The sequence below is a fragment of the Methylocystis parvus genome, from assembly GCF_049675845.1.
GTDB lineage: Bacteria > Pseudomonadota > Alphaproteobacteria > Rhizobiales > Beijerinckiaceae > Methylocystis > Methylocystis parvus_A.
In genome coordinates this window covers 2,794,649-2,818,764 of record NZ_CP187161.1, presented here as the reverse complement: position 1 = coordinate 2,818,764, position 24,116 = coordinate 2,794,649, and the positions used below count along the sequence as shown (strand labels likewise).

Below are 24,116 nucleotides of genomic sequence, written 5' to 3'. Positions count from 1 at the left end.
GGCGAAACGCTCGACCGCATGGGAGTCAAGGCAATGCTCACAAGGATCCTCGTCCCCATCGATCTCGCAGAGCCTCAGATGACCAAGCTCGCCATCGACTATGCCGAGACGCTGGCCAAGGCCTTTCACTCGGAAATCAGGCTCGTGAATGTGCAGTCTCTGACGCCCATCAAATTTCTGGATTACCTTCCGCAGGACTTCGACGAAAACATCAAGCGCGGACTGGAAGGCGAGCTTGCGTCGGTCGCCGCGCATTTATCGCTTCCCCCGACGCACGTCACGACAGCGCTTCTGTTTGGCCCGATTTATCAGACGATCATCGAGGAAGCCGAACGCTGGAAGAGCGATCTCATCGTCCTGTGCTCCCACCGCCCCGGCATGGACAGATTCCTCATCGGCTCAAACGCCAACGCCGTTACGCGGCACGCGACCTGCCCCGTCCTCATCGTGCGCTGACGCATTTACCGCCTCAATGCGCCTCGACCCGTGGCGGCGGGGGCGCTGCGAAAAAGGCGGCGCGCGTGGTCTCGGTGTAGCCGCCCTCGAGCGCCATGGTCGCCACGAACACGAGCACCGCGAGCGGCGGAACGAGAATGGCGGCCACGAGCGCAAGCCGCTCCCAGGCCATATGCATGAAGACGGCGACGATCAGCCCGGCCTTGAGCAGCATAAAAAGGATGATGAGCCCCCAGCGCAAATATCCCTGGAAATTGAAATAATCGACGAGGTAGGAGCAGGCGCTCAAAACGAAGAGCAGAACCCAGACGAGGAGGTACAGCCTGATCGGGTGCTGCTGGCCATGCGCGTCGGCCGACGCGGCGGTCGCGACCACGGTCTTGGTTTCAGCGGCTTGCATCTCTTACTCCTGTCACCACAGATAGAAGAATGCGAAGATGAAGACCCAGACGAGATCGACGAAGTGCCAATAGAGGCCCATGATTTCGACGATCTCGTAGCGTCCCTTCCGGCTCGTGAAGAAGCCGGGCTTTCCCCGGTCATAGTCGCCGCGCCAAACGAAGCGCGCGATGATGAGCAGGAAGATCACGCCCACCGTGACGTGGAAGCCGTGAAAGCCAGTGATCATGAAGAAACATGATCCGAACTGCGCGGCCCCGAAGGGATTTCCCCAGGGGCGCACGCCTTCGCGAATGAGCGTCGTCCATTCGAAGGCCTGCATCCCGACAAAGGTCGCGCCGAAGAAAGCCGTCGCCAGCATGAGCAACGCCGCCTTCTTGCGCTCTCGCGCGTAAGCGGCATTGACCGCCATCGCCATCGTGCCGGAGCTGGTGATGAGGTCGAAGGTCATGATGGCGATCAAAATGAGCGGTATCTTTCGGCCGCCAATGTCGAGCGCGAAGATTTCGCTCGGATTCGGCCAAGGGACGGTCGTCGACATGCGCACCGTCATGTAGGAGATGAGAAAGCAGCTGAAGATGAACGTGTCGCTGACGAGGAAGATCCACATCATCGCCTTGCCCCAGGACGCGCTCTTGAACGAACGCTGATCCGAAGCCCAGTCCGCGACGACGCCGCGCAGTCCTGAAGGCCGCTTCGCTTCGACTTTGCTCATGCGCCCAAGCGTGTCGATGGCCATGCGACGATCCTTTCCTCACACAAGGAGACGTCGGCAGATCGCGCCGACATTATCGGCCCACCCCACGAGCAGCGCGAGGAGAAGCAGCCAGACGAACAGGAGGAAATGCCAATATGTCGCGCAGAGCGCCACCGTCGAGCTCAGCGCTTCGTCCGGCTCTCTCAGTGACGCCCGAACCATCGTCCTGACCAGCGCCACAAGCCCGCCAAGCACATGGAGCGCATGGGCGCCGGTGAGGAGGAAGAAGAACGCGTTGGCTGGATTTTGCGAGGCGTAGAATCCATTGGCGAGCATCTCGCGCCAAGCCCAGATCTGCCCGCCAATGAAAACGACGCTCGCGACGACGCCGGCCCAAAGCGCATTCTTCATCTGCTCGCTGGATGCGTCTCTCGCAGCGACGCTCGCAATATGCAAGGCGGCGCTCGATGCAACGAGCGCGGCCGTATTGAACCACAGTATTCTCGGCAGCGGCGGAGCTTGCCAATCATACGCCCCCATTCGCATCAGGAAGGCAGCGGACAGCAAGGAGAAGAGACACAAGGCTACGCCGAGGAAGACGACAAGGCCGGTTTTCGCGGCGCCGGGCGGGCGCCCGCTGCGATAGGCCGCGACTTCGCCTTCTTTCAACCAGGGCGCATCCAGCACCCCTTCGCGCCAGAGGTAAGCGAGCGCGACTGAAAAGACAAAGATGAAGAACAGGCCCATCACACTCATGTCGCATGTTCTCCACTGAGCGGCGGCGCGTTTTGCGGCACGAAATCCTCCGGCGCGCCGGGGATGCTGTAGCCATAGGGCCAGCGATAGACGATCGGGAGTTCGTCGCCCCAATTGCCGTGGCCCGGCGGCGTCTGAGGCGTCTGCCATTCGAGCGAGGCGGCGCGCCAGGGATTGCCGCCGGCAAGGGCGCCGTGCTTCAGGCTTCTGAAGACGTTGTAGAAGAAGATGATCTGCGAAAAGCCCACGACGAGCGCCATCGCCGTCATGAAGATATTCAGGCCGTCGACCGAATGTGGAACGAAGGACGTCTCGCCCATCTCGTAGAAGCGGCGCGGCACGCCGAGAAGCCCGAGATAATGCATGGGGAAGAAAATGGCGTAGGCGCCCAGAAAGGTGATCCAGAAATGGATCTTTCCAAGGCGCTCGTCCATCATGCGGCCGGTGATTTTCGGGAACCAGTGATAGATGGCGCCGAAGATGACAAGGACGGGCGCAATGCCCATGACCATGTGGAAATGCGCCACGACGAAGAGCGTCGCCGACAACGGCACGTCGACGATGACATTGCCGAGGTAAAGGCCGGTGATGCCGCCATTGACGAAGGTGACGAGAAAGCCAAGCGCAAACAGCATCGGCGTCGTGAAGTGAATGTCGGCGCGCCAGAGCGTCACGACCCAGTTATAGACCTTCATCGCCGTCGGCACGGCGATGGCCAGCGTCGTGACCGCGAAGAAGAACCCGAAGAGCGGTTCATGCCGCTGACATACATATGATGGCCCCAGACGACCATGCTCAGCACGCCGATGGCGAGGATCGCCCAGACCATCATGCGATAGCCGAAGATGTTCTTGCGCGCATGGACGCTGATGAGATCGGACACCATCCCGAAAGCCGGCAAGGCGACGATATAGACCTCGGGATGGCCGAAGAACCAGAAGAGATGCTGGAAGAGAATGGGGCTCCCGCCGCTATAGTCGCGGCGCTCTCCCATCTCCACGATCGCGGGAACGAAGAAGCTCGTGCCGAGCGTGCGGTCGAGCAGCAGCATGACGCAGGCGACGAAGAGGCCGGGAAAGGCGAGAAGCGCCATAACCGCCGCGGTGAAGATTCCCCAGACGGTGAGCGGCATGCGCATCAACGTCATGCCGCGCGTGCGCGCCTGAAGCACGGTGACGACATAATTGAGGCCGCCCATCGTGAAGCCGATGATGAAGAGAATGAGCGATGAGAGCATCAATATGATGCCCCACTCATGGCCCGGCGTTCCGGTGAGGATCGCCTGCGGCGGATAGAGCGTCCAGCCCGCGCCGGTCGGGCCGCCGGGGACAAAATAACTCGCCACGAGAACGAGCGTCGCCAGAAGATAGACCCAGTAGCTCAGCATGTTCACGAACGGAAACACCATGTCCCGCGCGCCGACCATGAGCGGAATGAGATAATTGCCGAAGCCGCCGAGAAAGATCGCGGTGAGCATGTAGACGACCATGATCATGCCATGCATGGTCACGGCCTGATAATAGACATTGGCGTCTATAAAGGGGATGGCCCCCGGAAAGGCGAGCTGCAGCCTGATCAACCAGGAAAGAACGAGGGCAAGCACGCCGATGGCGATGGCTGTGCAGGCGTATTGAATGGCGATGACCTTGGCGTCCTGCGAAAAAACATATTTCGTCAACCAGGATGTCGCGTGATAGAGTTCGACGTCCTCGACCTCCTGGGGCGGAACGCCATCCTCCTCGATCGAGATATCGGACATCGGCCGCACTCCCCTATTTCAAAAAGCCTCGGCCTTGCGCATTTTCGCAAAGGTCTGTTGCGCCGCCAGCCAGTTTTGGTAATCGCTCTCACTGTCCACGATGAGCATGCCGCGCATTTGCGGATGTCCCACGCCGCAATAGGCGACGCAGAGAATTTCGAACTGGCCCGTCTTTGTCGGCGTAAACCAGAAATAGGTTTCCATGCCCGGCACGAGATCCATCTTGGCGCGAATTTGCGGCACGTAGAAATCATGCAGCACGTCGATGGAGCGCAGCAGCACCTTGACGGGCTTGCCCTCCGGCACGTGCAACTCGCCATTGCCGACGATCACGTCGTCGCGCCCGCGCGGATCGGCGGGGCTCACGCCCAGGGCGTTGTTCGCGTCGATGAAGCGAACGTCGGTCGCGCCGAATTTATTGTCGGCCCCCGGCAGGCGAAAGCTCCAGCTCCATTGCGCGCCGACCGCCTCGACCTCCATCGCGCCCTCGGGCGGCGTGATGAATTTTCCCCAAACGGCAAGCCCCGGCGCGAGCAGGAGAATGACCGCGACGGTCGTTATCCCGCCCAGAACCAGCTCGAGCCTTCTGTTCTCGGGTTCATATGTGGAAAGCCGCCCGGCCTGGTGACGGAACCTGTACAGGCAATAGGCCATGAACAGGATGACAGCGACAAATCCGATCGTCGTGACGATGAAAGTCAGCGCGAGCGTGTCGTCGATGAATCCCCAATTTGACGCGATCGGCGTCAGTCGCCAAGGACTGAGAAAGTGGAAGAGCAGCGAGGCCAGAACGACAAGGGCCATAACGAGCGCGACCAACATTCGCCGTCACCTCACAGGAGTCCATGCACCAGAACTAGGACGCGCAGGCGCTCGGGCAACAAGCCCGCGCGCCTCCTGCCTGTCTTTCAGCTTTCAAATTTGCACCGAGGCCGCGAGCGGCGAACCGTAAACCGAGCGGGCGACGGCGTGCGGGCTCAACGCGTATAGCAAGAGCGAGCCAAGGGAGATGATCGCAGCGGCGACGATCACGCCGACCAGAAATTTTCTTCCTTCGGAACGCCCCGCGAGGACGAACAACGCTATCAATCCAATGAACGCGCTGAGAAGCGCTGCGAGATAGAGACTTTCCACCGCGACCATGGCTCCGACTCCGTTTTTCCGACTGTGCGCCCGCAGGAGTAACTCGGCGGCAGGCGCGAATGTTCTTGCGGCGTCGGTTGTCTCGGAACCGTGTTGGCGCGGCCGCGTCTGTGCTTGGAGGCTTTCGCTCGTGCAACTGCAACTGCAACTGCGTCGCAAGTGAGCGAGCGCTATATGCGTTCAAGGCGGCGCTTGGCGCGAAACTCGAAGGCGAGGATGCAGAATGGCGCGTTTCATCTCGATCGTTCTTGCGGCGCTGGCGCTCGGCGCCTGCGATCCAGCTCATGCCGATGCGCCCGCGCCCAATCCCAAAAGCGTAGAGGAGCAGGCGCGCGGCCTGCCGGCCGAAGCCGTCACCTCGCACACCATCTCGTTGCAAGGCGAGAAGATCGCCTTCACTGCAAGGGCGGGCGCGATAAGGCTGCGGGATGCGAAGAGCGACGCGCCGCAGGCGGACGTCGCCTATATTTCCTATGAGCGCACGGGCGTCGACGCGTCGACGCGGCCAGTGGTCTTCGTTTTCAACGGCGGGCCGGGCGCGGCCTCCGCCTGGCTGGGGCTTGGCGCGCTGTCGCCGTGGCGGCTGCGTCTTCCGCAAACGGCCCCCTTCCCTTCGGCGCCGCCGATTCTCGTGGACAATGCTGAGACTTGGCTCGGCTTCGCCGATCTCGCGCTGATCGATCCGCCCGGCGCGGGCTACAGCAAGATCATCTCCGACAGCACCGACGTGGAGAAGCATTTCTTTTCCGCGGACGGCGACGCCGAAGCGCTCGCCGTCGTCATGCGCAAATGGTTAGTGGCGCGCGGGCGCCTCGCTTCGCCCAAATATATCGTCGGCGAAAGCTATGGCGGCTTTCGCGCGGTCAAGCTGCTTGCGCCCCTGAGGGATCGCGAGAATATCGGGGTCGACGGTCTCTTTCTCGTCTCGCCCGCGCTGGATTTCTCCTGGCTTGGCGGCGGCCGCAATCTCCTGTCTTACGCGGCGCTGCTGCCCTCGATGACGGCTGCCGCGCGCGGCGTGAGCGCTCGCAAGGATCTGGCGGATGTCGAGAGCTATGCTTCGGGCGACTATGTCGTCGATCTGCTCAAAGGCGCCAAGGATGCGCAGACTCTGGCGCGCATGAGCGAAAGCGTCGCGCGCTTCACCGCGCTCGACCGGCAGATCGTCGCGCGGCTCGGCGCGCGCATCGACGGGAGAAGCTTCAGCCGCGAGCGGGGCCGTTCGCAGCAGCGCGTCGCGAGCGCCTATGACGCGAATGTCGAGGGCTACGATCCCGACCCTTTCGCGCGGGCGAGCGAATGGGCGGACCCGGTGCTGGAAACGTGGCGCGTCCCGCTCGGCGCGGCGATGACGCGCCTCGTTCAGGAGAAGCTCGCCTGGCCCATCGGCGACGCCCGCTATTTCATCCTAAACGACCGCATCGCGCATCGCTGGGATTACGGCTCGGGCGGCCGCGCCAATGCGGAAGTCATGTCCGATCTGCGGGACTCTCTTGCACTCGACGCCAGGCTAAGAGTGGTGGTTGTCCACGGCGCAGCCGACCTGGTGACGCCCTACTTCGCCACGAAACTGATGCTCGACCAATTGCCGGCCTATGGCGACCCCGAGCGCGTTCGTCTCGTTGTCACGGGGGGCGGCCATATGCCTTACCTTTATGACGCGGGGCGAGAAAGCCTGCGCGACGCGGCCCGAAAACTGATCGAGGGGCGCTAGGTCCGCCTGCAAGACCTGTGCATTGCGGCGAAGCCGCATTGAACGCGCGGCGGGAATGGATATGACTTTCCCGATGATCTTTCGCCCGACGATCTCTTGCGCCCTCCCGGCATGGCGGGCGCCGCGATGACGCCGTCCGCCAAGGTTTCCATCGATCTCGGCGCCCGCGCTGGCGGTGGCGGCGCGGCCATGATGGACCTCGAAGAGTTGCTGACCACGCGCCTGCTGGTGCAGGGCAATTCCGGCTCCGGCAAGTCGCATTTGCTGCGCCGCCTGCTGGAGCAGAGCGCGCCCTGGGTGCAGCAGGCGGTGATCGACCCGGAGGGCGATTTCGTCTCCCTCGCGGAGCGCTACGGCCATGTCGTCGTCGACGCCGAGCGGGGGGAAGCGGACCTCCAGCGTATCGCCGCGCGGGTCCGCAAGCACCGGGTCTCCGTCGTGCTCAATCTCGAAGGGCTGGAAGCCGAGCAGCAGATGCGCGCGGCGGCCGCCTTTCTCGGCGGGCTTTTCGAGGCCGAGCGGGATCTATGGTATCCGCTTCTCGTCGTCGTCGACGAGGCGCAGCTCTTCGCGCCCGCCGCCGCCGGTGAAGTCTCGGACGAAGCCCGGAAAGCGTCGCTCGGCGCCATGACCAACCTCATGTGCCGCGGCCGCAAGCGCGGCCTCGCCGGGGTCATCGCCACCCAGCGCCTCGCGAAACTCGCGAAGAACGTCGCGGCCGAAGCATCCAACTTCCTCATGGGCCGCACATTTCTCGACATCGACATGGCCCGCGCCGCCGATCTTCTCGGCATGGAGCGCCGGCAGGCGGAGATGTTCCGCGATCTTGAAAGCGGGAATTTCGTCGCCCTCGGCCCGGCTCTGTCCCGCCGCCCCCTGCCTGTGCGGATCGGTCCCGTCGAGACCGTGGCGCGCTCGGCCAATCCGAAACTAGCGCCGATGCCGATGCCGCTCGCGGCCGAGGACGCGCTCGATCTGCTGTTCACGCCGGGCGCCGACGAAGCGAGCGTCTTCGTCCCCCGGCGACCGCCGCCCATCGCGCCGACGGCGGAGGTGCTCGATCAGCTCGCCCGCAGCGCGCCGCCCGGACCGGCCCCGACCGCCGAGCCGCCGCCCGGCCTCACGCCCGAGCAGCGGCAGGCGGCGATCGACGCGACGCTGCGGGACATGCTCGGCGAGCGCGGCGCCGAGGTCCGCACCGCCGCCGTTCTCTATCAGGACTTCCTGCTTCGCTGCCGCATTCGCCGGATCGGCGAGCCGCTGAGCCTCGCCGCTTTCCGCCGCCGGCTCGCCGTGGCCCATGCGGGGATCGACCTCGCCGAGGCGGAGGCCGAGGGCTCGCCCTGGGGCGAAGTGCTGACGATGGCCGATGCGCTGCCCGAGGACGCGCAGGGCGTGTTCCTGTCGCTCGCCCGCGCCGCCTTCGACGGCCGCCCGTGCCCTTCCGACGCGGAGGTCGCCCGCGCCTATGGCACCCAGTCGCCGCGCCGCGCGCGCCGTCTGCTCGCCTATATGGAGGAGCGCCAGGTCATCGTATGCCGCGAGGACGGCCAGGGCCGCCGAATCGTGGCGATTCCCGGCGTCGCCTGGGAGACCGCGCCCGGCGATCCCAACGCCGCCGCCGAGGCGGAAACGGCCGAGGCGACGCCTGCAGCCTGAGTTGCCCTGTCAGGCGAGACCGCCCGGCTCGCTCGCATCGGCGACAAGGGCCGGCGCCGCGACGAGGTCGCGCCACGCCTTCAGCGCCTCGCTGAAGAGCGGCTGGCCGAGCTCCGGATGCATCGGATCGAACTTCGCGCCATTAGGGCGAATCGGCTGGTTCGGCGCCTGATCGTCCAGCCAGGCGAGGCAATAATCCTGCACGTAAGTCACCTGCAGCGCGTCGACGGCGTCCATGTCGATGCTGCAGAGAAATTTGAACTGGTCGATGCTCCATTGCGCCGGCGGCTTCAGTCCGTTGGCGCTTGGCAAGGGGCTGATGAGGGGGCTCATGCGCACGACGCGGCTCTTGACGCTGTCCTCTGGCCTCAGATCGGCGCCGGTGATCGCATGGGCGATGAAGGTCGCAGCGTCCGGCGGATCGTCGAGGATCGCGGTGGCGAGCTTGAGCAGATCGTTCCTCAGGTTGGAATTCTCGCGCGGCGCCTCCAGCGGCCCCGGCGGGGCGCCGGCCGGGGCGAGCGGCAGGGAAACGCTGCCGGTGCCGAGGGACAGCACGCAAATCTCCGCCGGGTTCGCGCCGAGCACGATCGCCTCGACGACGGCCGCCGACGATGGGTTGTTGCAACCGGTAATGCCGCCGTCCCAGAAACGCCGCCCCGTCGCTTCCGGGAAGGTCGCGGGCGCGTCGAAATAATTCACTGGCGCATTGGTCGAGGCGTGCACGGCGCCGGCGAGGCTCGCCTTCGAGGGCTGGCCGTCGCCCCAGCCGGGGCGGCGCGCCGGCGCCGAACGAAAGAAGACGGCGCGGTTGCGATCGTAATCGAAGCCCACGATCATCAGATGCACGGGCTTTCGACTGGGGCCCGGAATGTCCTTGGCGATGCCCTCGATGTGCTGGTTTCCGGTTCGCGGAAGCAGGCTGCGAATGGCGGGCAGCTTTGCCGCGGCGCTGTATTTGGGGCCGATTTTCAGAAGGCTGCTGAGGATCCGGTCGATGATGCTGCTCGTCGGCGAGAACAGCGCACGCCTTTTCTGCTCGTCGAGAAAATAGTCGAGGATCTGCTTGAGCGAGAGATTCTCGACGAGCCCCGCCAGAACGAGGCTTCCGCCCGAATTGGCGGCGACCATGTCGAAGTCCTTCAGGACGTCGTGACCCTTCGCGTTTTCGCCGTAGATCTTGATAAGGGCGTGGACCTCGATCAAGGCCCAGCTTCCGCCGCCGTCGAGCGTCAAAATTTTAAACGCCATTGGAAACCTCTCGAGAAAATCAAAAAAATTGAACTGCCTCAAGAGAATAAGACGAGAAGCGATGGAGTGTCCATAGGCGCAGGGCCTGCAACCGCTCACGCTCTGCCGCGAATTTGTGCGCGTAGCCGCGTCTATTCGATAATCGCGATAATAAAGCGGCAATTGTCGCCGCGCATCATCGCAGCCGTTACATCAATTTGCGTGCGCGTCGGAGGCATCCATGCAGACACAGGCTGCCAGACTGAAAAAGCATCTCTTTCTAAAGCTCGACAACGACGGCGCCGTCGTGGCGACGGCGCTTTTGTTCCTTTTCGCCTTTTTCCTCGTTTGCGCGGGCATGTGGGTCGTCGCGGCGCATACGGGTTTCGTCGGCGCGGTCGGCCATCCGCGCAAGACTGCGGCGCGCTCGCCGCGCCTGGCCGTCTGATCGACGGCCGCGCGGATCGTCGCCTGCGCTACGTTTTCCGGGTGAAGCTGCGGCGCGCGAAGAGCAACTCGGGCAGGTCTCCTGTTTCCTGCGCGACGCGCCGGAAAGCCAGATAGGGCAGCAGCACCAGAAACATGAGGACGCCGAGCGCGACGATCTGGGACAGCGAGCCGCCGCCGATTTCGCCCAGGACGTCCCGCGCCGCCTTTCCGTGGAAATGGCCGACGACAAGCTCTTCGACGACGGAGAGAAAGATGAGCGCGACGGTGAAGAGCAGCGCCTTCTTCACAATCTGGACGATGAGGATGTCCCCCCTTTCCTTGCGCTCGCCGAGCCTGAGAGCTTCGAGAACAAGGATGAACTTGCCCAGGATCAGCGCCTTTACGACCGCGAGGCCGAAGGGCGCGAATTCGATCCCCACGCTGCGCAGGATCGTCGCCTTGTAGAACATCACGGCGCTGAACCACACCATGAGATAGCCGGACACGGCGATATAGGCGATCAGCTCATGGCGCGCCTTTGCGACGAGCGCGCCGCCGCGCTTGGCCTCAGCCGGCCGCTTTTTCTCCGGCTCGCGCGCAGGCGCGGGCGCGGCCTGGCGCGGGGCGAATTGCGGCAGCGAACGGGCGTCGACCCATTCCGGCATGCCGGGCGACCAGACGAGATAAGGCTTTCCGCCCATCCTGCTCAGGCGAGTCGCAATGTCCTGCGTCGACAGGGGGCCGACGCTCTTGCCGTCTTCCGCACAATACCACTGGTCCGTCATGAGTCCGCCTCTCGCGACCGCCGCTCGCGCGGCGAGAACGACAGAGTGCGCGTCGAAACGGCCGACTTTCAACGGGGCGCGCGCTCTGACTTTGTATCGATAAGCCGTAAGGGGGCGATTCCGCCCGAGCCTCAGCGTGTTCTACCACAGCGTCACGATCAGGGCTTTTTTTGGCAAGACTCCGAGATTTTCACTCTTTTCCCCTGGCCCCGGCGCCCGTCTCGAAATCCAGCGCTTCGCTCATATAGGTCTCGTGGACCTCGGAAAACGGTTTCTGGTCGGTCCCATAGAGCACGGCCGTATGTTCGAAGAGTTCGTGCGGAAGCGCCAGGGCGCCGCCGTTGTCCTTCCCGGATTGCAGATTGGCGTCGAACTCCCAGCCCTGGGGGAGCGGCGACCAGCGCATCTTCATCTCGATGGTGCGGCGAAAAGGATGGAGCGGCGCGACGACTTTGCCGAAGGGCGTCTCGGTAGTTTCGAGCGCGCGATTCATGTCGGGGGTGAGACGGCCCGGCACATACCAGTTATCCGCCTCGGAAAGGACGCGCCCCCCGCAGCTCAGCTCGACATGCCGATAGGCCACCGTCTCACCCGGAGCGACGCCAAGGCGCTCCTTCGTCTCTGCGCTTGGCGCCTTGTCGACGCCAGCCGCGCGACGCGCGACGACCTTCGGATCGGCGGACATGCGATGGTCGGCGCACCATTTTTCGAGCGTCGCCGTCGCGCTGCGGCTTGCAAGCAGGGAGGCGTTCAACGTCTGAATCAAGGCCAGGACTTCGACGCGGGACAAAAATCCGTCCCGCCAATGCGTCGCCCCAATGGCCGCGCCCGAAGCGGAAAGCGCCGCCCCTGCGCCAATGACGATCGAGAAAACAAGCTTCTTGCGCATCTCCGGCTCCCTCCGCCCCGCTCGACGGCTTGGGCGGCGCCGGACCATAACGCAAAAAACTACATCGCCATCCATGAATTGTAGGAGGCGACGTGCTGCATCGCGCTGGCCGTGACCGCGACGTTCATCACCTCCGTGAACAGCGCGATGACGATGGCTGTGAGAACTGAAGTCGCTAGGATCGCTCGCATGGCCCTCTCCTCTGGCGTTAACCAATTGTTAAGGAGTCGGCCTTGCGCCGGCTGTGCGTCGCCGCACATGTCGCTTGTTCATCGCTCGGCGCAGGGCTCCCGGCGTCAGATGCGGCCGCTGTCATAGAGAGCAAGCGACGCCGCGGGGCGCGGCGCCGATTTTCATCAGGCGGAAGCGGGGGGCGGCGCTTCCGCTCCAAGATGAAGCATCTGCGATATTTCGCGCAGCGTCGCCTTTTCTTTCTCGCTCATTCTTATGCCGCCAAAGCCGAGAAAGGTGTCTTCGAGACCGGCTTCGGCGACGACCCGGGAAATGTGCAGAAGCCATTCCTTGAACGGACGCGCATGTTCGGCCTCCTTCGCGTCGACGAGCAAGCCGACTTCCTTCAGGGCGTCGAGGGCGCGGCGCTTGATCTCCTCGAGCTCCGCGCCCTGCACGATGGTGCGGACGCCCTCGCGCGCTTCGGCGCGCCCCGTAGAACTCGACAATTCCTCGGCGACGGCGCGCACCAGAGCGTCTCCAGATTGCGCGCGCGCGTCCGAAAGCGAACGTGCGGCGGCGAATGCCTCCTGCAACAGGCCGATGAATCCGCTCGGATCGGCCGCGCTCACCGCGAAGCCCGCAAGCAGGGGCGCCTGCACCAGCTTCTTCCATTCGACGGGCGCAAAATCTGACTTGCTCGCCATCGCACTTGCTCCTCTCTCGACCCCCTCCAGATAGATGGGCAGATTGGGGCGAAAAGCGCATCCGCATCAGCTCCGCGCAGCGCTCGCGCCTCAAATGGAGGCAAGCATGCGCAGGCTCACGACGATCCTATCCGCGGCGTTCATTGTCGCGTCGTCGCTTCCCGTCGCCGCTCAAGGCGAAAGGGAGCTCGGCTCTATCCAACGCTATGGCGGACACTGGCGTTACCAGCATCGAGACTGGAGCGATTTCTACGGCCGGCCGAATCCGGGCGTTTGCTGGGAACTGAACGAGCGGATCGGCGTGTGGGTCTGGACCTGCTCGGGATAGCGGGAAGGTCAGTCCTGTCCGTGAAAGGCGATCCCGGGCGTCGGGAGATCGCACCTCTGAACCGCCGCGGCCGCGCGATGCAGGGCGGGCCCGCCGACAATGAGCAGCATCGCGCCGCCCGCCAAGGCCGCGAAGAGAACGGACATCACCACGGGGTTGGAAATCTGGGGGCGGATCATGCCCCAAATTGAGCGACCGCCCCGAGAGTTGCAACGGACCACATTGACGCACCCGTATGACGGAACGTCGCGCAGGAGGCCAATATGATCTCGACCATTCTGATCGTGCTGTTGATTCTACTCCTGATCGGCTCCCTGCCGAACTGGGGCTACAGCGCCGATTGGGGCTATGGCCCCGGCGGCGCAGTCGGCGCCGTTCTCGCCGTCATCATCGTGCTCGCGCTGCTCGGCAGGATTTAAAAAGCGCAAGCCTTGTTATGATGGCGCCAGGAAAAGGGCCATGGCGTGGTTCTTTCCTTCACGTCGCTCCGCCCTGTAAATGCGCGCAACGATCTGGCACGAGATAAGCAAGGTCGATGGTGCGCATAACAGCGCCAGGGAAGGGAATCTCATGCTGCTCAAGTCTGAAGCAGATGGCCGCAAGCCGGCCGGCGCGACCACGCCCGTACGTACCGGGACCGATCAGACCTTCAACGCGCAAGATGTCGTGACATCCGCATTCGCGCTCGAGCGGCGCGCGGGATGGCATGTGCCCCGCCGCTCAAATCGTCCGATCAATCTCGAACGCCGCGCGCGCTTCGCGCGCATCGAGACCGCCTGAGGACGCGCCATGCGCTGCGAATCCTGCGCGCATACTGCATGACGGCGCGCCACGCCGCCATCATGTTTACTTTTCGCCAAGGCGCCAGGAGCCGTCCCAGTCGTCGCCGGGCGGGGTCGACGCCATGCGGTCCAGCCGTTTCATGAACGCCAAGGACGGCCCGTCGCCGGGGACGGCGTCGAGCCCGCAAGAGAAAGCGCGGCGCGCTTCGTCCCAGTCGCGGCGACGATAAGCGGCGAGTCCAGCCGCATAGTTTTCACGCAGGAAGCTCTCTGGATCGGCAAGCGCGCCCTTGCGGCCCATGATCTCGTAGATGCGCTCCGGCTTCCCTTGGCCCGCCATGGCGACGCAGTCGATCTCGCGCGTCTCGACGACATCCGCCGCGCCTTTCGCCGTCGCTTCCGACACGAGTGCGCGCGCGCCGTAATGCTTGCAGGCGCCCTCGAGGCGCGATGCGAGATTCACCGTGTCGCCGATGACGGTGTAATTCATCATCTGCTCGGAGCCGATGCTGCCGACGAGCGCTTCGCCCGTCGCGACTCCGATGCGCATGTCGAAGGAGATCGGCGCGCTGCGCATGCCGAGGAGCTCTGGCAGGGAGTCGCGCAAGCGTGCGACGCGCTCGGCCATATCGACCGCGGCGAGACAGGCGAGCCGCGCCTGATCGGCGTCCGCGTTGAAGGGCGGGCCCCAATAGGCCATGATCGCGTCGCCGATATACTTGTCGATGATGCCGTCATTTTGTCGGATGGGTTCCGACATGGTCGAAAAATAGTGATTGAGAACCCTGACCAGCCCTTGCGGCGTCATGGCCTCGCTCGTTCCGGTGAAGCCGGCGATATCGCAAAAGAGAATCGTCATCACGCGGCGCTGGCCGTCAGCCGCGAGCGTCGGCTTGTCGATCAGGCCCTGCACGACGCGCGGATCGACATAGTGCCCGAATGTGTCGAGGATTCGTTCCTTCAAACGCAACTGCTCGACCATGCGGTTGAAGGCGGCGGTGAGATGGCCGATCTCGTCGCGCGTCGTCACGTCGATCACCTGATCGAGCCTGCCCGACTCCACTGCGCGCGCGCCTTCCAGCAGGCGACGCACGGGGCCGGTCACGCCGTCGCTCACCAGCGTCGAGAAGATGACGCCGAGGGCTGCGGCGATGAGGGTCAATGCGATCGCGAACCACATGACTTTCTGCAGCGCGTCGATCGTGACGGCGCCGTCTACGCGCAGCATCGAGAGCATGTCGCTCCGGATCGTCTCAAACCCTTTATTGACCTCGTCGCGAAACTGATCGACGCGCACGAGCCCTTCCGAGACGGTGCGCGCGTCCTTGGCCTCCATGGCGCGCAGCAGCCGCTCGATCTCGTCGTTCAGGAAGCGGCGCGTTCCGTTCATCAACAAGTCGAGATGGCTGTCGAGCCGCACCAGCGTCTTCTGGTCTTCGAAGGTGCCGCCGTCGTGGATGAGCGCGCCGATCGCCGCGCGCGCGGCGCCGACTTCGCGCTCGACATCCTGACCCTTGGCGATGAGGATCTTCCGGAGCGCCTCGACCTTTTCCTTGTCGGGCGTCGGCTGCTGGGTCTCGACGACGACGCGCCGCAAGGCGAGCGCGCGTTCGAGAGAGCGGATATGCGCCCGCGCGAGACTCCCATAGGCCGGCATGTAGCTTGCGGCCAGCTCCTCGAAATGGTCGGCCACGCGGCGGACCATCACGAGAGACAGAACGGAAGTAATCGCCATCAGCACGATCAAGGCCAGGGCGATGCCCATGATCTTGCGTCTGATCGAAACAGAAAACATGCGTGCCCCTCCGGCGCAAAGCCGAAGGGACCTTAACCCAGGCTGGCTGGCGGCGGAATCCGCCGCCCTCGCTTTTGCGGCGTTACATTCCGTGACGCGGGCGGACCAACCAGTAAAGCAGACCCATGAAGGTGAAAGCCGCCCCAACGAGGGCGACGACGTCGCCAATCATCTCATCCGCCATACTGCGGCTCGCCATCACGATGAGCAGTCCCGCAATGGCGAACCAGAGCGGGGTCTGGCTGCGTTCCTCGGTCTCGGGCATCTTTCTGTTGGTGATATTGGTCATTTGGCGCATTCCTGATCTGGGCCGCGGCTCGTTCCGCCGCGCAAAATCGGAACGTCAGTCTAGTTGGCGCGACCGCGCCGACACGGCGTCATTTACGCCTTTCGCCGGCGGATTTCCGCCAAAGCTCGCGCCGGGTCAGATGTCGAGGTCGCGATAGACGGCGATCTCGCGCTCCCGCGCGACGCGGGCGTCTTCGCCCGCCCGCACGCCGCGCCAGATATCGAAGATCATGACCAGCGTGGTGAAGAGGCCAGTCACCTTCGCCATGATGAATCCGAAGGGAAAGATGATCTTTTCCGGCGCGAGGATGAACTGGGCGCCGAGAAAAATGGTCGCCGCGTCGATGAAATAGGCGGGGCGGTAGAGCGATTTTTCCTTCCAGGCGCTGCGGGCGTAGTGCTTGGAATGCTTCTTCACCGCCCGGTTATAGTCGGGATTGGGGAAGAGGCCGAAGAAGCGGCGCTTGGGCGGGAGGGCGTTGGGGCCCGCGATCATGGCGTTGAAAAGCCCCCGCATCTCGGCATGCGCGACGAGCGCCAGCGCCAGATTGGCCGCGAAGAGGGCCAGCTTGAGCTGAGGCAATGACACGTAGAGCTGCGCCGCCACATCCACGAAGAGAAGCTGCGTCACGGCGTTGAGGGCGAAGGCCGAACGGTGGAAGGCGGCGCGATTGATGCTCTGGATCTTCTCGTCGAAAAAGGCGACGCCCGGCTTGGTCTGGATGAGGATGTGGAGCGTCAGCCGCTCCTCTTCCGTGAGCGCCCATCTCTTGCCGAGTTCGTTGATCGTCTCCCCGGGCGTCGCGCCTTTCGGGATCTTGAAGGTCACCCTGGCGATGAAGGCCGAGGCGCGCGAGAGGAACCCGCGCGCCGCCGCGTAATGCGACGTCACGGCGCCGATCAGTTTCTCCGGTTCGGACGCCATCTTGCCCCTTCCGCCGCCGCGCGCGAAACAATCGGGAGCCGGTTATCCATGCCCGACCGGACCCAAATCGCTCTCCCGAAACTTATGCGGCTTTGCGACGCCGGGGCAAGAGGCCCGCCACTGTCAGTGACCGCCCGAATCCGCGGCGCGCGCGGCCTCGAACAGGAACCAGGTGCGCTTCTCGGTCGCGTCGATATATTGCTCGAGCAGGCTCGCCGTGGCGACGTCGTCCCAATCGTCGCACACGCCATGCGCCTCGCGCATCGATTTTGCGATGGCGATGTTGTCGTTCATCAACTCGACGAGCATTTCGTAAGGCGAGACGAAGTCCTTCTCGTTCTCCGTGAGCGCCGTCAATTCCAGGATCTGCCCAAGGGAGCGCAGCGTCGGCTGGCCCAGCTTGCGCGCGCGCTCGGCGAGCGGGTCGATGGATTCCAGAATTTCCGAGCTCTGGTCGTCGAGCATTTCGTGGAAATCGCGGAAATTCGGCCCGCTGACATGCCAGTGGAAATTCTTGGTCTTGAGATAAAGCACATAGGCGTCCGCGACGAGACGGTTGATCCGCTCGGCCAGGGTCGCCGTCGCTTCCGGGGAAAGATCGCTCGGCGTGTTGAGCGACGCGCGCTCCGTGTCGCGGGACTCGGCGACGTTCATGCTCATATTCGTCTCCTTGGGACAGGCCTCCAGCGTTACGCGAGAACGCGCGCGCGCTTTCCTTGTTCCAGCCCCCGGAGGGGGGGCGGCGCCGACGCCGCCCCCGAATTTTCAAGCGACGCGCGAGGCCTTGCGCTCGAAGAACAGGGCCTGGCTGATCGTCGCCTTCACGGTGTCGACCTTGTAAGGCTTGCTGATGAGAAAAGCCGGTTCCGGCCGCTCGCCCGTGAGCAGGCGCTCGGGAAAGGCGGTGATGAAGATCACCGGACAGTCGAAGGTCTGCAGCATCTCGTTGACGGCGTTGAGCCCCGAACTGCCGTCGGCAAGCTGGATGTCGGCCAGGATGAGCCCCGGCCGCTTCGCCTGCGCGAGCTCGACCGCCTCCTTGTGGGTTCGGGCGATGCCGATCACCTGATGCCCGAGATCGCGCGCGATGAATTCGATGTCCTGCGCGATGAGCGCCTCGTCTTCGATGATGAGGACATCGGTCGCAACCCGCTCGGCGATCTCGCGGCCAGCCTGCGCGATCAGCGCCTCGACCTCCTGCGGCTTGATGGAGAGAATATCCGCCACGTCCTCGATCGAGAAGCCTTCGACCGTGCGCAGCAGGAAGGCCTGGCGCGAGCGCGGCGTCAGCAGGCTGACATTGCGCTGTGCGGCGGGGGCCTCGTCATCGTCCTCCGGCCTGTCCTCCACATTGAGCGGTATGGACGACCAGGAGGCCATGAACAGATGGTAAAGCCCGACCTTGGCCGACATATTGGCCGGAAAGGCGTCGATATCGGCCACCAGAGCCTCGAGCGTCGCGACGACATAGGCGTCGCCGCTCTTCTGCGACCCGCACAGGGCGCGCGCGAAGCGGCGCAGATAGGGAAGATGCGGAGCGATCTCGCGTGAGATGTTCATGGCGACACCCTGCGGTCTTGTTGGAAAGCTGCTGCCGTTGAGCATTACGTTGTGCCCGGATAGAAATCCACAACTGGAGTCTGGAACGTTTGCGTCTCCACCGGGTTGCCTATTTCGAGGCGCCTGGAGCGAGGGCGCTTTTTACGGGACATCGTCGTTTTCGACGGGCGTCTAGAGGCCATAAATGTCGCAGGGCAACGAAAGAGAGGAAAGAAAAATGCCGACGGCGGAGCTCGCCGAGACGCGTCCAATGGAGGACGAGGCGGTCGACGGCGCGGAAGTCGCCTTTCTGGAGCCGCATATTCAGGAACAATTGGGGCGTGTCCTGCGCTCGTTCTGCGATGACCTGGTTCACCAGCCGATCCCGGACAAATTCGTGGTGCTGCTCGCCCAGCTCGAAGCCAAACAACGCGAGAAGAAATGACAGACGCGTCGTTCGGAGAGCAGATGGTGGCGCAGATTCCCTATTTGCGGGCCTTCGCCATCTCGCTCTCAGGCTCATATAGCGTCGCCGACGATCTCGTCCAAGATACGCTTGTGAAGGCGTGGTCCCACGCCGACAGCTTCGAGCCCGGGACGAATTTCCGCGCCTGGCTCGTGACCATTCTGCGCAACACCTATTTCTCCCAATACCGCAAGCGCTCCCGCGAGGTGCAGGACAGCGACAACGTGCTGGCCGAGCAGATCCCGGTGAAGGGCGGGCAGGAATCGAACGTCACCATGCAGGACGTGCAGAAGGCGCTGAACAAGCTGGCGCCGGAGCACCGTGAAATCCTGCTCATGATCGGCATCACCGAACTTTCCTATGAGGAGGCGGCGCAGGTCTGCAACATCGCGGTCGGCACGGTGAAGAGCCGTTTGAACCGGGCGCGCGCCAAGCTCGCCGAGCATCTCGGGCTCAGCGGCGTCCACGAGATCGACTACGATCCGACCGTGACCGGCCTCGCCGCCCGGAAGAGCACGAAGGCCCTTTAGGCCCAAATCGAGAAATTCGCTCTCAGACGCCTGGAACTCGGCGAAGGTATCGCTGGTTTGGGGTTAGGCGCACAGGGTCGCGGCCCCTGCGGCGCCCAACTTGAATGCCGACGGTCCCGAGCCGTCGGCTCATTGAAGCGCGGAGCGGAATTGGCAGTCGAACAGGCACTCTGGCGGCTCTTTTTTTCGGCGTTGGCGGTCGCCGGAGAAGCGGGCGGCGCATTGGCGGCGGCCCCGGCCGACTCCCCGCCGTCATCGGCTGATTTTTGGGGCGCGGCGACGGCGGCGCTCGCCCTTGCGCTCGCGGGGACGCTCGTCGCCCTATGGAATGCAAACGCCGCCCGCCGCAGAACCGCCAAGGCGACGCATGGCCTCGCCGTAATGGCCCAGCGGCTGAAGGCCGGCGAACTGTCGAATTGGACCGTTACCGGCGTCCCGGACGTCGACGACATCGCCCACACGCTGGAGGAGTTCGAGCAGAGGCTGCGGCGCAAACGCGCTTTGCTCACGCGCCTCAACGCCGAACTGATCCGCGGTTCGGGCGGCGCCTCCACCAACAGCGTCAACAACCAGCTGCGCGCCATCATCGACGCCCTTCCGGTCGGCGTGTTGTTGGCGGAGGCGCCGAGCGGCCGGATTCTCGAAGGCAATTCGGCGCTGGAGGCGATCCGCCGCGGCCCGGTGATCTATTCCGATGCGGTCGAGAACTACGAGTACTGGAGCGCCGTCCACGAAAATGGCGAGCCCGTGCTCAAGGAGGAATATCCGCTCGCCCGGGCGCTCGCCGGCGAGGAGAAGCCGGCGCTGGAATGCCGCATGCAACGCGGCGACGGGAGCTGGGGATGGATCAGCGTCACTGGCGCGCCGATCCGCAATGAACGGGGCGAAGTCATCGCCGCGATCGTCGCCGTGACGGACATAGACGAAATCAAGCGCGCCGAGGAGCATCGGCGCCTGATGAATCTCGAGCTGCATCACCGGGTGAACAATTCGCTGGCGATGATCCAGGGCATCGCAAACATCACCGCCCGGACGGCGACGGACTTCGCCTGCTTTCGCAACAGTTTCTCGGACCGCATCCAGTGCCTGAGCCGCATCTCCACGCTTCTCGTCAAGAAATCATGGGCGCAGACGCCGATGAGGGAGCTGGTGACGGCGGCGCTCGCCTGCGACACGGCCGGGCTTCGTGATCGCGTCCAGATCTCCGGCGATGATGTGGAGCTGCGCTCGGAAGTCGCGCTGGCGCTCGGCATGGCGCTGCACGAACTCCTCGCCAATGCGGAACAGCACGGCGCCTTGTCGACGGAGGAGGGGAAAGTCGTCCTTGACTGGCAGGTCGCCGACAGCGAAGGGCGCAAGCTCCGCATCGAGTGGCGCGAGCAGGGCGGGCCGCCGGTCACGGCCCCTCAGCGGGCGGGCGTCGGGCAATATCTGATGAAGACGGTCCTCACGCGGCAGTTTTGCGGCGACATCGACATCGCCTTCGAGCCTGAAGGCGTGCGCGCCACGCTCACGGCCGAAATCTAGTCTTCGACCGCCTCCTGCGGCGTCACGCGCAGCGCCGTGACGCGATTCCTGATTTTGCGCATCACCTCGAAGCGGAAGCCATGATAGGTGAAAACCTGGCCCGCCTCGGGAATGGCGCCCGCCTCGTGAATGACGAGGCCCGCGATCGTCGTGGCTTCCTCGTCCGGCAGGCTCCAGGCCATGACGCGGTTAAGGTCGCGCACGGGCACGGCGCCGTCTACGAGCACCGAGCCGTCCGGCTGCGGCCGAACGCCCTGCACGGCGAGATCGTGCTCGTCGCGAATGTCCCCGACGATCTCCTCCAGAATGTCCTCGAGCGTGACGAGGCCCATCACCTCGCCATATTCGTCGACGACCAGCGCGAAATGCGTCTTGCGCTTGAGAAAAGCCTCGAGCTGATCCTCGAGCGTCGTCGCCTCGGGCACGAACCAGGGCGCATACATGACGTCGTCTATGTCGATCTTCGAGGCGTCGCCGCCGGCGGCGTCGAGCGCGCGCAGCAGATCCTTCGAATGCAGGACGCCCACGAAATTATCGGGGCGCTCGCGCCAGAGCGGCATGCGGGTGAAGGGCGAGGAAAGCACTTCCCGCACGATCTGGACCGGCGGAAGATCGGCGTCGATGGTCCGCATCTTGGTGCGATGGATCATCACGTCGGCGACATGCAGCACCTGCAGATCGAGCACGCCGCCGAACATGTCGCGCGCCGAACGCTCGACCTCGCCCTCTTCGTGCAGAATGTCCACCGCGCCTTTCAGCTCCTCATAGGGCGAGAGCATGGTGCGGCCATGGCCGATCTCGACGCCCGCGAGTTTCAGCACGGAGCGCACGATCCATTCGACGGTTGCGAGCACCGGACCGAAGATCGAGACGAAAGGCGTGATGAAACGCGCGACGCGCAGCGACATGGCGTCGGGATGATTGATGGCGAGCGTCTTGGGCAGCACCTCCGCGAAGACCAGCAGCAGCACGGTCATGAGGATCGTGGCGTAGACCGCGCCGTTCTCGCCGGCGACGACGGTGAGCACGCTGGTTGTAAAAGCCGAGCCGCCAATATTGACCAGCGTGCTGCCGAGCAGCAGAGCGGCGATCATGCGGTTGCGTTGGCGCAGCAGGCGATTGACGGCGCCGGCGCGCTTGTCGCCTTCCTTCTCCAGCGTATGCATCCGCGCATGGGACGCCGCAGTCAGCGCCGTCTCGGAACCCGAGAAGAAGGCCGAGAGAAAGACGCAGGCGATGACGACGAGGACGTCCGTCCAGTCGAAACCCGACCCGCCGCCGGAGGGGAGCCCATGCATGTTGGTTACGCCCGCGCCAGTTCGTCGTTGAGGAAGCTCAGGACTTCCGCGGGCTCCACCGATTTGGCGATGAAAGCCTCGCCGATCCCGCGCATGAGGATGAAGGTCAGCGCGCCGCCCTCGACCTTCTTGTCCTGATACATGGCGGCGAGAATGGCCTGCGCGTCGCCGCTCCAGCCGGGGATCTGCCGGATTTCCGTCGGCAGACCGACGCCGTGCAGGTGGCGCGCGACGCGGTCCGCGTCGTCCGTGGAGCACAAACCGAGCCGCGCGGAGAAGCGCGCGGCGCAGGCCATGCCGATGGCGACGCCCTCGCCATGGACGAGACGCTCGCTGTCGTAATTCGTGAGTAGCTCGAAGGCGTGGCCGAACGTATGGCCGAGATTGAGGAGCGCGCGATCGCCCTGCTCGGTCTCGTCGCGCGCGACGATCGTCGCCTTGGTCTCGCAACTCACCGCCACGGCGCAAATCTGCTCGGCGCGGCTGTGGAACACGGCCTCGGCGTCGGCCTCCAGCCATTCGAAGAAACGCTTGTCGCCGATGAGCCCGTATTTGACGACCTCGGCGTAGCCCGCGCGGAACTCGCGCAGCGAAAGCGTGCGCAGCACGTCGACGTCGGCGAGCACCAGCAAGGGCTGGTGGAAGGCGCCGATGAGATTTTTTCCGTAGGCGGAATTGATGCCCGTCTTGCCGCCGACGGATGAGTCGACTTGCGAGAGCAGCGTCGTGGGGATCTGCACGAAGCGCGACCCGCGCCGCACGCTCGCCGCGACATAGCCCGCAAGATCGCCCACGACGCCGCCGCCAAAGGCGACGATGAGGTCGCGCCGCTCGATCTTGGCGGCCAGAACCTCGTCGCAGACGCGCCCGAAGGTCGCGAGCGATTTCGATTGCTCGCCCGGCTTCACCACGATGGTGGCGTAGCGGACGCCCGCCTTTTTGAGGCTCTCCTCCAGCGTCGGCAGATGCAGCCGCGCGACATTCTCGTCGGTGACGATGGCGCAGGCGGCGCCCGGCGCGACGCGCTTGATATGCTCGCCCGCCTCCTCAAGAAGATGAGAGCCGATGAGAATGTCGTAGGAGCGCCCGCCCAGCGCGACATGCACGGTTTCCCGATGCGTCGCGCCCTGCTCGGTCTGCGCGCGCTCCAGATGCAAATGAGTCATGGCCTTGGTGAAATCCTTCTTCTGCGCGGCGCGGCGCGTGGCGTCGATGCGCGGCAGCTCGGCGGCGAGCGCGGCGAGCGTCTCCTCCACCATCACGTCCTGCGGTTCGTCGCGCGATTCCACGCGAATGTCGGCGAGTTCATAGAGCGGCCTGCGCTTCTCCAGAAGCTGGCGCAGCGTTTCTTCAGGGTCTTCGGTATGGAGCAGCGGGCGGTCGTTCTTGCGGCGCACGCGCTTCATTAGCGTCTTGAGATCGGCGTCGAGCCAGATGGAGACGGCGCGCTCGGAAATGCGCTCGCGCGTGCGCGGGTCCATGAAGGCGCCGCCGCCGGTCGCGAGCACGATCTGGCCGGCGTTGAGGAGCCGCATGATGACGCGGCGCTCGCCGTCGCGAAAATAGCTCTCGCCGTATTTGGCGAAGATCTCGGGAATCGTCATGCCGGCCGCCGCCTCGACGATCGCCGCGTCGGCGTCGACGAAGGGCAGCCCGACGCGCGCGGCGAGACGCTGGCCGATGGCGCTTTTCCCCGAGCCCATCATGCCGACGAAGACGAGCGCCCGCCCGCGCAATCCGTCCCGGATCGCGGCAATGCGGTCATCCCCGCCGCCGGGCGCAGGCGCCGGCGTCGCGCCAAGGGTTTGCGTTCGAGTCATGGCGGCAATCTATACCGAGGTTTT

Annotated in this window: 28 protein-coding genes and 1 pseudogene; 10 read left to right on the top strand and 19 right to left on the bottom strand. The window is 64.3% G+C overall.

All coding sequences use genetic code 11. From position 1 onward, the window contains the following. The first annotated feature begins 33 nt into the window (after positions 1 to 33). On the top strand, positions 34 to 456 hold the full coding sequence (locus ACPFMJ_RS14660; protein WP_424360705.1) for a universal stress protein: 423 nt from the start codon (positions 34 to 36) through the stop codon (positions 454 to 456). A gap of 13 nt (positions 457 to 469) precedes the next feature. On the opposite strand, the gene ACPFMJ_RS14655 is transcribed toward ACPFMJ_RS14660, so the two are convergent. The 6 genes and pseudogenes from ACPFMJ_RS14655 to ACPFMJ_RS14630 form a co-directional block, all read right to left on the bottom strand. Then, complete coding sequence (locus ACPFMJ_RS14655; protein WP_424360704.1) at positions 470 to 856, bottom strand: cytochrome C oxidase subunit IV family protein; 387 nt, start codon at positions 854 to 856, stop codon at positions 470 to 472. A gap of 12 nt (positions 857 to 868) precedes the next feature. Continuing rightward, on the bottom strand, positions 869 to 1,594 hold the full coding sequence (locus tag ACPFMJ_RS14650) for a heme-copper oxidase subunit III family protein (RefSeq protein ID WP_424360703.1): 726 nt from the start codon (positions 1,592 to 1,594) through the stop codon (positions 869 to 871). A 15-nt stretch (positions 1,595 to 1,609) separates the two neighbouring features. Further along, positions 1,610 to 2,308, bottom strand: coding sequence for a cytochrome c oxidase subunit 3 (locus tag ACPFMJ_RS14645; protein WP_424360702.1), 699 nt, complete (start codon positions 2,306 to 2,308; stop codon positions 1,610 to 1,612). Further along, positions 2,305 to 4,067, bottom strand: a pseudogene (locus ACPFMJ_RS14640) (cytochrome c oxidase subunit I). Before ACPFMJ_RS14640 ends, ACPFMJ_RS14645 begins: the two are co-directional and overlap by 4 nt. Positions 4,068 to 4,085: 18 nt before the next feature. Beyond that, a complete protein-coding gene (locus tag ACPFMJ_RS14635; RefSeq protein ID WP_424360701.1) occupies positions 4,086 to 4,889 on the bottom strand; it encodes a cytochrome c oxidase subunit II in 804 nt (267 codons plus the stop codon). Positions 4,890 to 4,982: 93 nt separating this feature from the next. Then, positions 4,983 to 5,210: a hypothetical protein gene (locus ACPFMJ_RS14630; protein ID WP_424360700.1), complete on the bottom strand. Its 228-nt coding sequence runs from the start codon at positions 5,208 to 5,210 to the stop codon at positions 4,983 to 4,985. Positions 5,211 to 5,433: 223 nt separating this feature from the next. On the opposite strand from ACPFMJ_RS14630, the gene ACPFMJ_RS14625 reads away from it, so the two are divergent. Together ACPFMJ_RS14625 and ACPFMJ_RS14620 are read left to right on the top strand one after the other, a co-directional pair. After that, the gene (locus ACPFMJ_RS14625; RefSeq protein ID WP_424360699.1) at positions 5,434 to 6,924 is read left to right on the top strand and encodes a S10 family peptidase; all 1,491 of its coding nucleotides are present in this window, start codon (positions 5,434 to 5,436) and stop codon (positions 6,922 to 6,924) included. A gap of 126 nt (positions 6,925 to 7,050) precedes the next feature. Then, a complete protein-coding gene (locus ACPFMJ_RS14620; RefSeq protein ID WP_424360698.1) occupies positions 7,051 to 8,583 on the top strand; it encodes a helicase HerA domain-containing protein in 1,533 nt (510 codons plus the stop codon). Between the two features lie 9 nt (positions 8,584 to 8,592). On the opposite strand, the gene ACPFMJ_RS14615 is transcribed toward ACPFMJ_RS14620, so the two are convergent. Continuing rightward, complete coding sequence (locus tag ACPFMJ_RS14615) at positions 8,593 to 9,834, bottom strand: patatin-like phospholipase family protein (protein ID WP_424360697.1); 1,242 nt, start codon at positions 9,832 to 9,834, stop codon at positions 8,593 to 8,595. Between the two features lie 220 nt (positions 9,835 to 10,054). Here ACPFMJ_RS14615 and ACPFMJ_RS14610 point away from each other — a divergent pair, with 220 nt between their 5' ends. Continuing rightward, positions 10,055 to 10,261 carry a hypothetical protein gene (locus ACPFMJ_RS14610; protein WP_424360696.1) on the top strand — a complete coding sequence of 69 codons (207 nt, stop codon included), beginning with the start codon at positions 10,055 to 10,057 and terminating at the stop codon, positions 10,259 to 10,261. Between the two features lie 28 nt (positions 10,262 to 10,289). Here the strand turns inward: ACPFMJ_RS14610 and ACPFMJ_RS14605 are convergent, their stop codons facing one another. From ACPFMJ_RS14605 to ACPFMJ_RS14590, 4 genes are all read right to left on the bottom strand, one after another. After that, positions 10,290 to 11,099, bottom strand: coding sequence for a DUF4339 domain-containing protein (locus ACPFMJ_RS14605; RefSeq protein WP_424360695.1), 810 nt, complete (start codon positions 11,097 to 11,099; stop codon positions 10,290 to 10,292). A gap of 118 nt (positions 11,100 to 11,217) precedes the next feature. Continuing rightward, on the bottom strand, positions 11,218 to 11,916 hold the full coding sequence (locus ACPFMJ_RS14600; RefSeq protein WP_424360694.1) for a hypothetical protein: 699 nt from the start codon (positions 11,914 to 11,916) through the stop codon (positions 11,218 to 11,220). 59 nt (positions 11,917 to 11,975) lie between these two features. Next, positions 11,976 to 12,107 (bottom strand): hypothetical protein, encoded by a 132-nt coding sequence (locus ACPFMJ_RS14595; RefSeq protein WP_424360693.1) that lies wholly within the window; start codon positions 12,105 to 12,107, stop codon positions 11,976 to 11,978. 165 nt (positions 12,108 to 12,272) lie between these two features. Beyond that, a complete protein-coding gene (locus tag ACPFMJ_RS14590; protein WP_424360692.1) occupies positions 12,273 to 12,794 on the bottom strand; it encodes a hypothetical protein in 522 nt (173 codons plus the stop codon). 106 nt (positions 12,795 to 12,900) lie between these two features. Between ACPFMJ_RS14590 and ACPFMJ_RS14585 the strand changes: the two genes are divergently transcribed. After that, entirely contained in the window at positions 12,901 to 13,122 is a 222-nt protein-coding gene (locus ACPFMJ_RS14585; RefSeq protein WP_424360691.1) for a hypothetical protein, read from the top strand. 8 nt (positions 13,123 to 13,130) lie between these two features. On the opposite strand, the gene ACPFMJ_RS14580 is transcribed toward ACPFMJ_RS14585, so the two are convergent. Next, a complete protein-coding gene (locus tag ACPFMJ_RS14580) occupies positions 13,131 to 13,301 on the bottom strand; it encodes a hypothetical protein (protein WP_424360690.1) in 171 nt (56 codons plus the stop codon). An 84-nt stretch (positions 13,302 to 13,385) separates the two neighbouring features. On the opposite strand from ACPFMJ_RS14580, the gene ACPFMJ_RS14575 reads away from it, so the two are divergent. Then, a complete protein-coding gene (locus tag ACPFMJ_RS14575) occupies positions 13,386 to 13,541 on the top strand; it encodes a DUF3309 family protein (protein WP_424360689.1) in 156 nt (51 codons plus the stop codon). Between the two features lie 151 nt (positions 13,542 to 13,692). Beyond that, entirely contained in the window at positions 13,693 to 13,902 is a 210-nt protein-coding gene (locus tag ACPFMJ_RS14570) for a hypothetical protein (RefSeq protein ID WP_424360688.1), read from the top strand. Positions 13,903 to 13,968: 66 nt separating this feature from the next. Here the strand turns inward: ACPFMJ_RS14570 and ACPFMJ_RS14565 are convergent, their stop codons facing one another. From ACPFMJ_RS14565 to ACPFMJ_RS14545, 5 genes are all read right to left on the bottom strand, one after another. Further along, positions 13,969 to 15,699, bottom strand: coding sequence for an adenylate/guanylate cyclase domain-containing protein (locus ACPFMJ_RS14565; RefSeq protein WP_424360687.1), 1,731 nt, complete (start codon positions 15,697 to 15,699; stop codon positions 13,969 to 13,971). Positions 15,700 to 15,781: 82 nt separating this feature from the next. Then, positions 15,782 to 15,988 (bottom strand): hypothetical protein, encoded by a 207-nt coding sequence (locus tag ACPFMJ_RS14560; protein WP_424360686.1) that lies wholly within the window; start codon positions 15,986 to 15,988, stop codon positions 15,782 to 15,784. A gap of 135 nt (positions 15,989 to 16,123) precedes the next feature. After that, a complete protein-coding gene (locus tag ACPFMJ_RS14555) occupies positions 16,124 to 16,912 on the bottom strand; it encodes a hypothetical protein (RefSeq protein WP_424360685.1) in 789 nt (262 codons plus the stop codon). Between the two features lie 123 nt (positions 16,913 to 17,035). Then, on the bottom strand, positions 17,036 to 17,572 hold the full coding sequence (locus ACPFMJ_RS14550) for a Dps family protein (protein WP_424360684.1): 537 nt from the start codon (positions 17,570 to 17,572) through the stop codon (positions 17,036 to 17,038). A 105-nt stretch (positions 17,573 to 17,677) separates the two neighbouring features. After that, complete coding sequence (locus tag ACPFMJ_RS14545) at positions 17,678 to 18,472, bottom strand: response regulator (RefSeq protein WP_424360683.1); 795 nt, start codon at positions 18,470 to 18,472, stop codon at positions 17,678 to 17,680. Positions 18,473 to 18,689: 217 nt separating this feature from the next. Here ACPFMJ_RS14545 and ACPFMJ_RS14540 point away from each other — a divergent pair, with 217 nt between their 5' ends. The 3 genes from ACPFMJ_RS14540 (at position 18,690) to ACPFMJ_RS14530 (ending at position 20,974) form a co-directional block, all read left to right on the top strand. Further along, positions 18,690 to 18,896 carry a NepR family anti-sigma factor gene (locus ACPFMJ_RS14540; protein WP_424360682.1) on the top strand — a complete coding sequence of 69 codons (207 nt, stop codon included), beginning with the start codon at positions 18,690 to 18,692 and terminating at the stop codon, positions 18,894 to 18,896. Further along, positions 18,893 to 19,447: a sigma-70 family RNA polymerase sigma factor gene (locus ACPFMJ_RS14535; protein WP_424360681.1), complete on the top strand. Its 555-nt coding sequence runs from the start codon at positions 18,893 to 18,895 to the stop codon at positions 19,445 to 19,447. Before ACPFMJ_RS14540 ends, ACPFMJ_RS14535 begins: the two co-directional genes overlap by 4 nt. A 150-nt stretch (positions 19,448 to 19,597) precedes the next feature. Further along, positions 19,598 to 20,974 (top strand): HWE histidine kinase domain-containing protein, encoded by a 1,377-nt coding sequence (locus tag ACPFMJ_RS14530; RefSeq protein WP_424360680.1) that lies wholly within the window; start codon positions 19,598 to 19,600, stop codon positions 20,972 to 20,974. Here the strand turns inward: ACPFMJ_RS14530 and ACPFMJ_RS14525 are convergent. Together ACPFMJ_RS14525 and aroB are read right to left on the bottom strand one after the other, a co-directional pair. Continuing rightward, a complete protein-coding gene (locus ACPFMJ_RS14525) occupies positions 20,971 to 22,272 on the bottom strand; it encodes an HlyC/CorC family transporter (protein ID WP_424360679.1) in 1,302 nt (433 codons plus the stop codon). The genes ACPFMJ_RS14530 and ACPFMJ_RS14525 overlap by 4 nt on opposite strands. 5 nt (positions 22,273 to 22,277) lie before the next feature. Next, positions 22,278 to 24,092 carry a 3-dehydroquinate synthase gene (gene aroB / locus ACPFMJ_RS14520; RefSeq protein WP_424360678.1) on the bottom strand — a complete coding sequence of 605 codons (1,815 nt, stop codon included), beginning with the start codon at positions 24,090 to 24,092 and terminating at the stop codon, positions 22,278 to 22,280. Between the last annotated feature and the right edge of the window lie 24 nt (positions 24,093 to 24,116).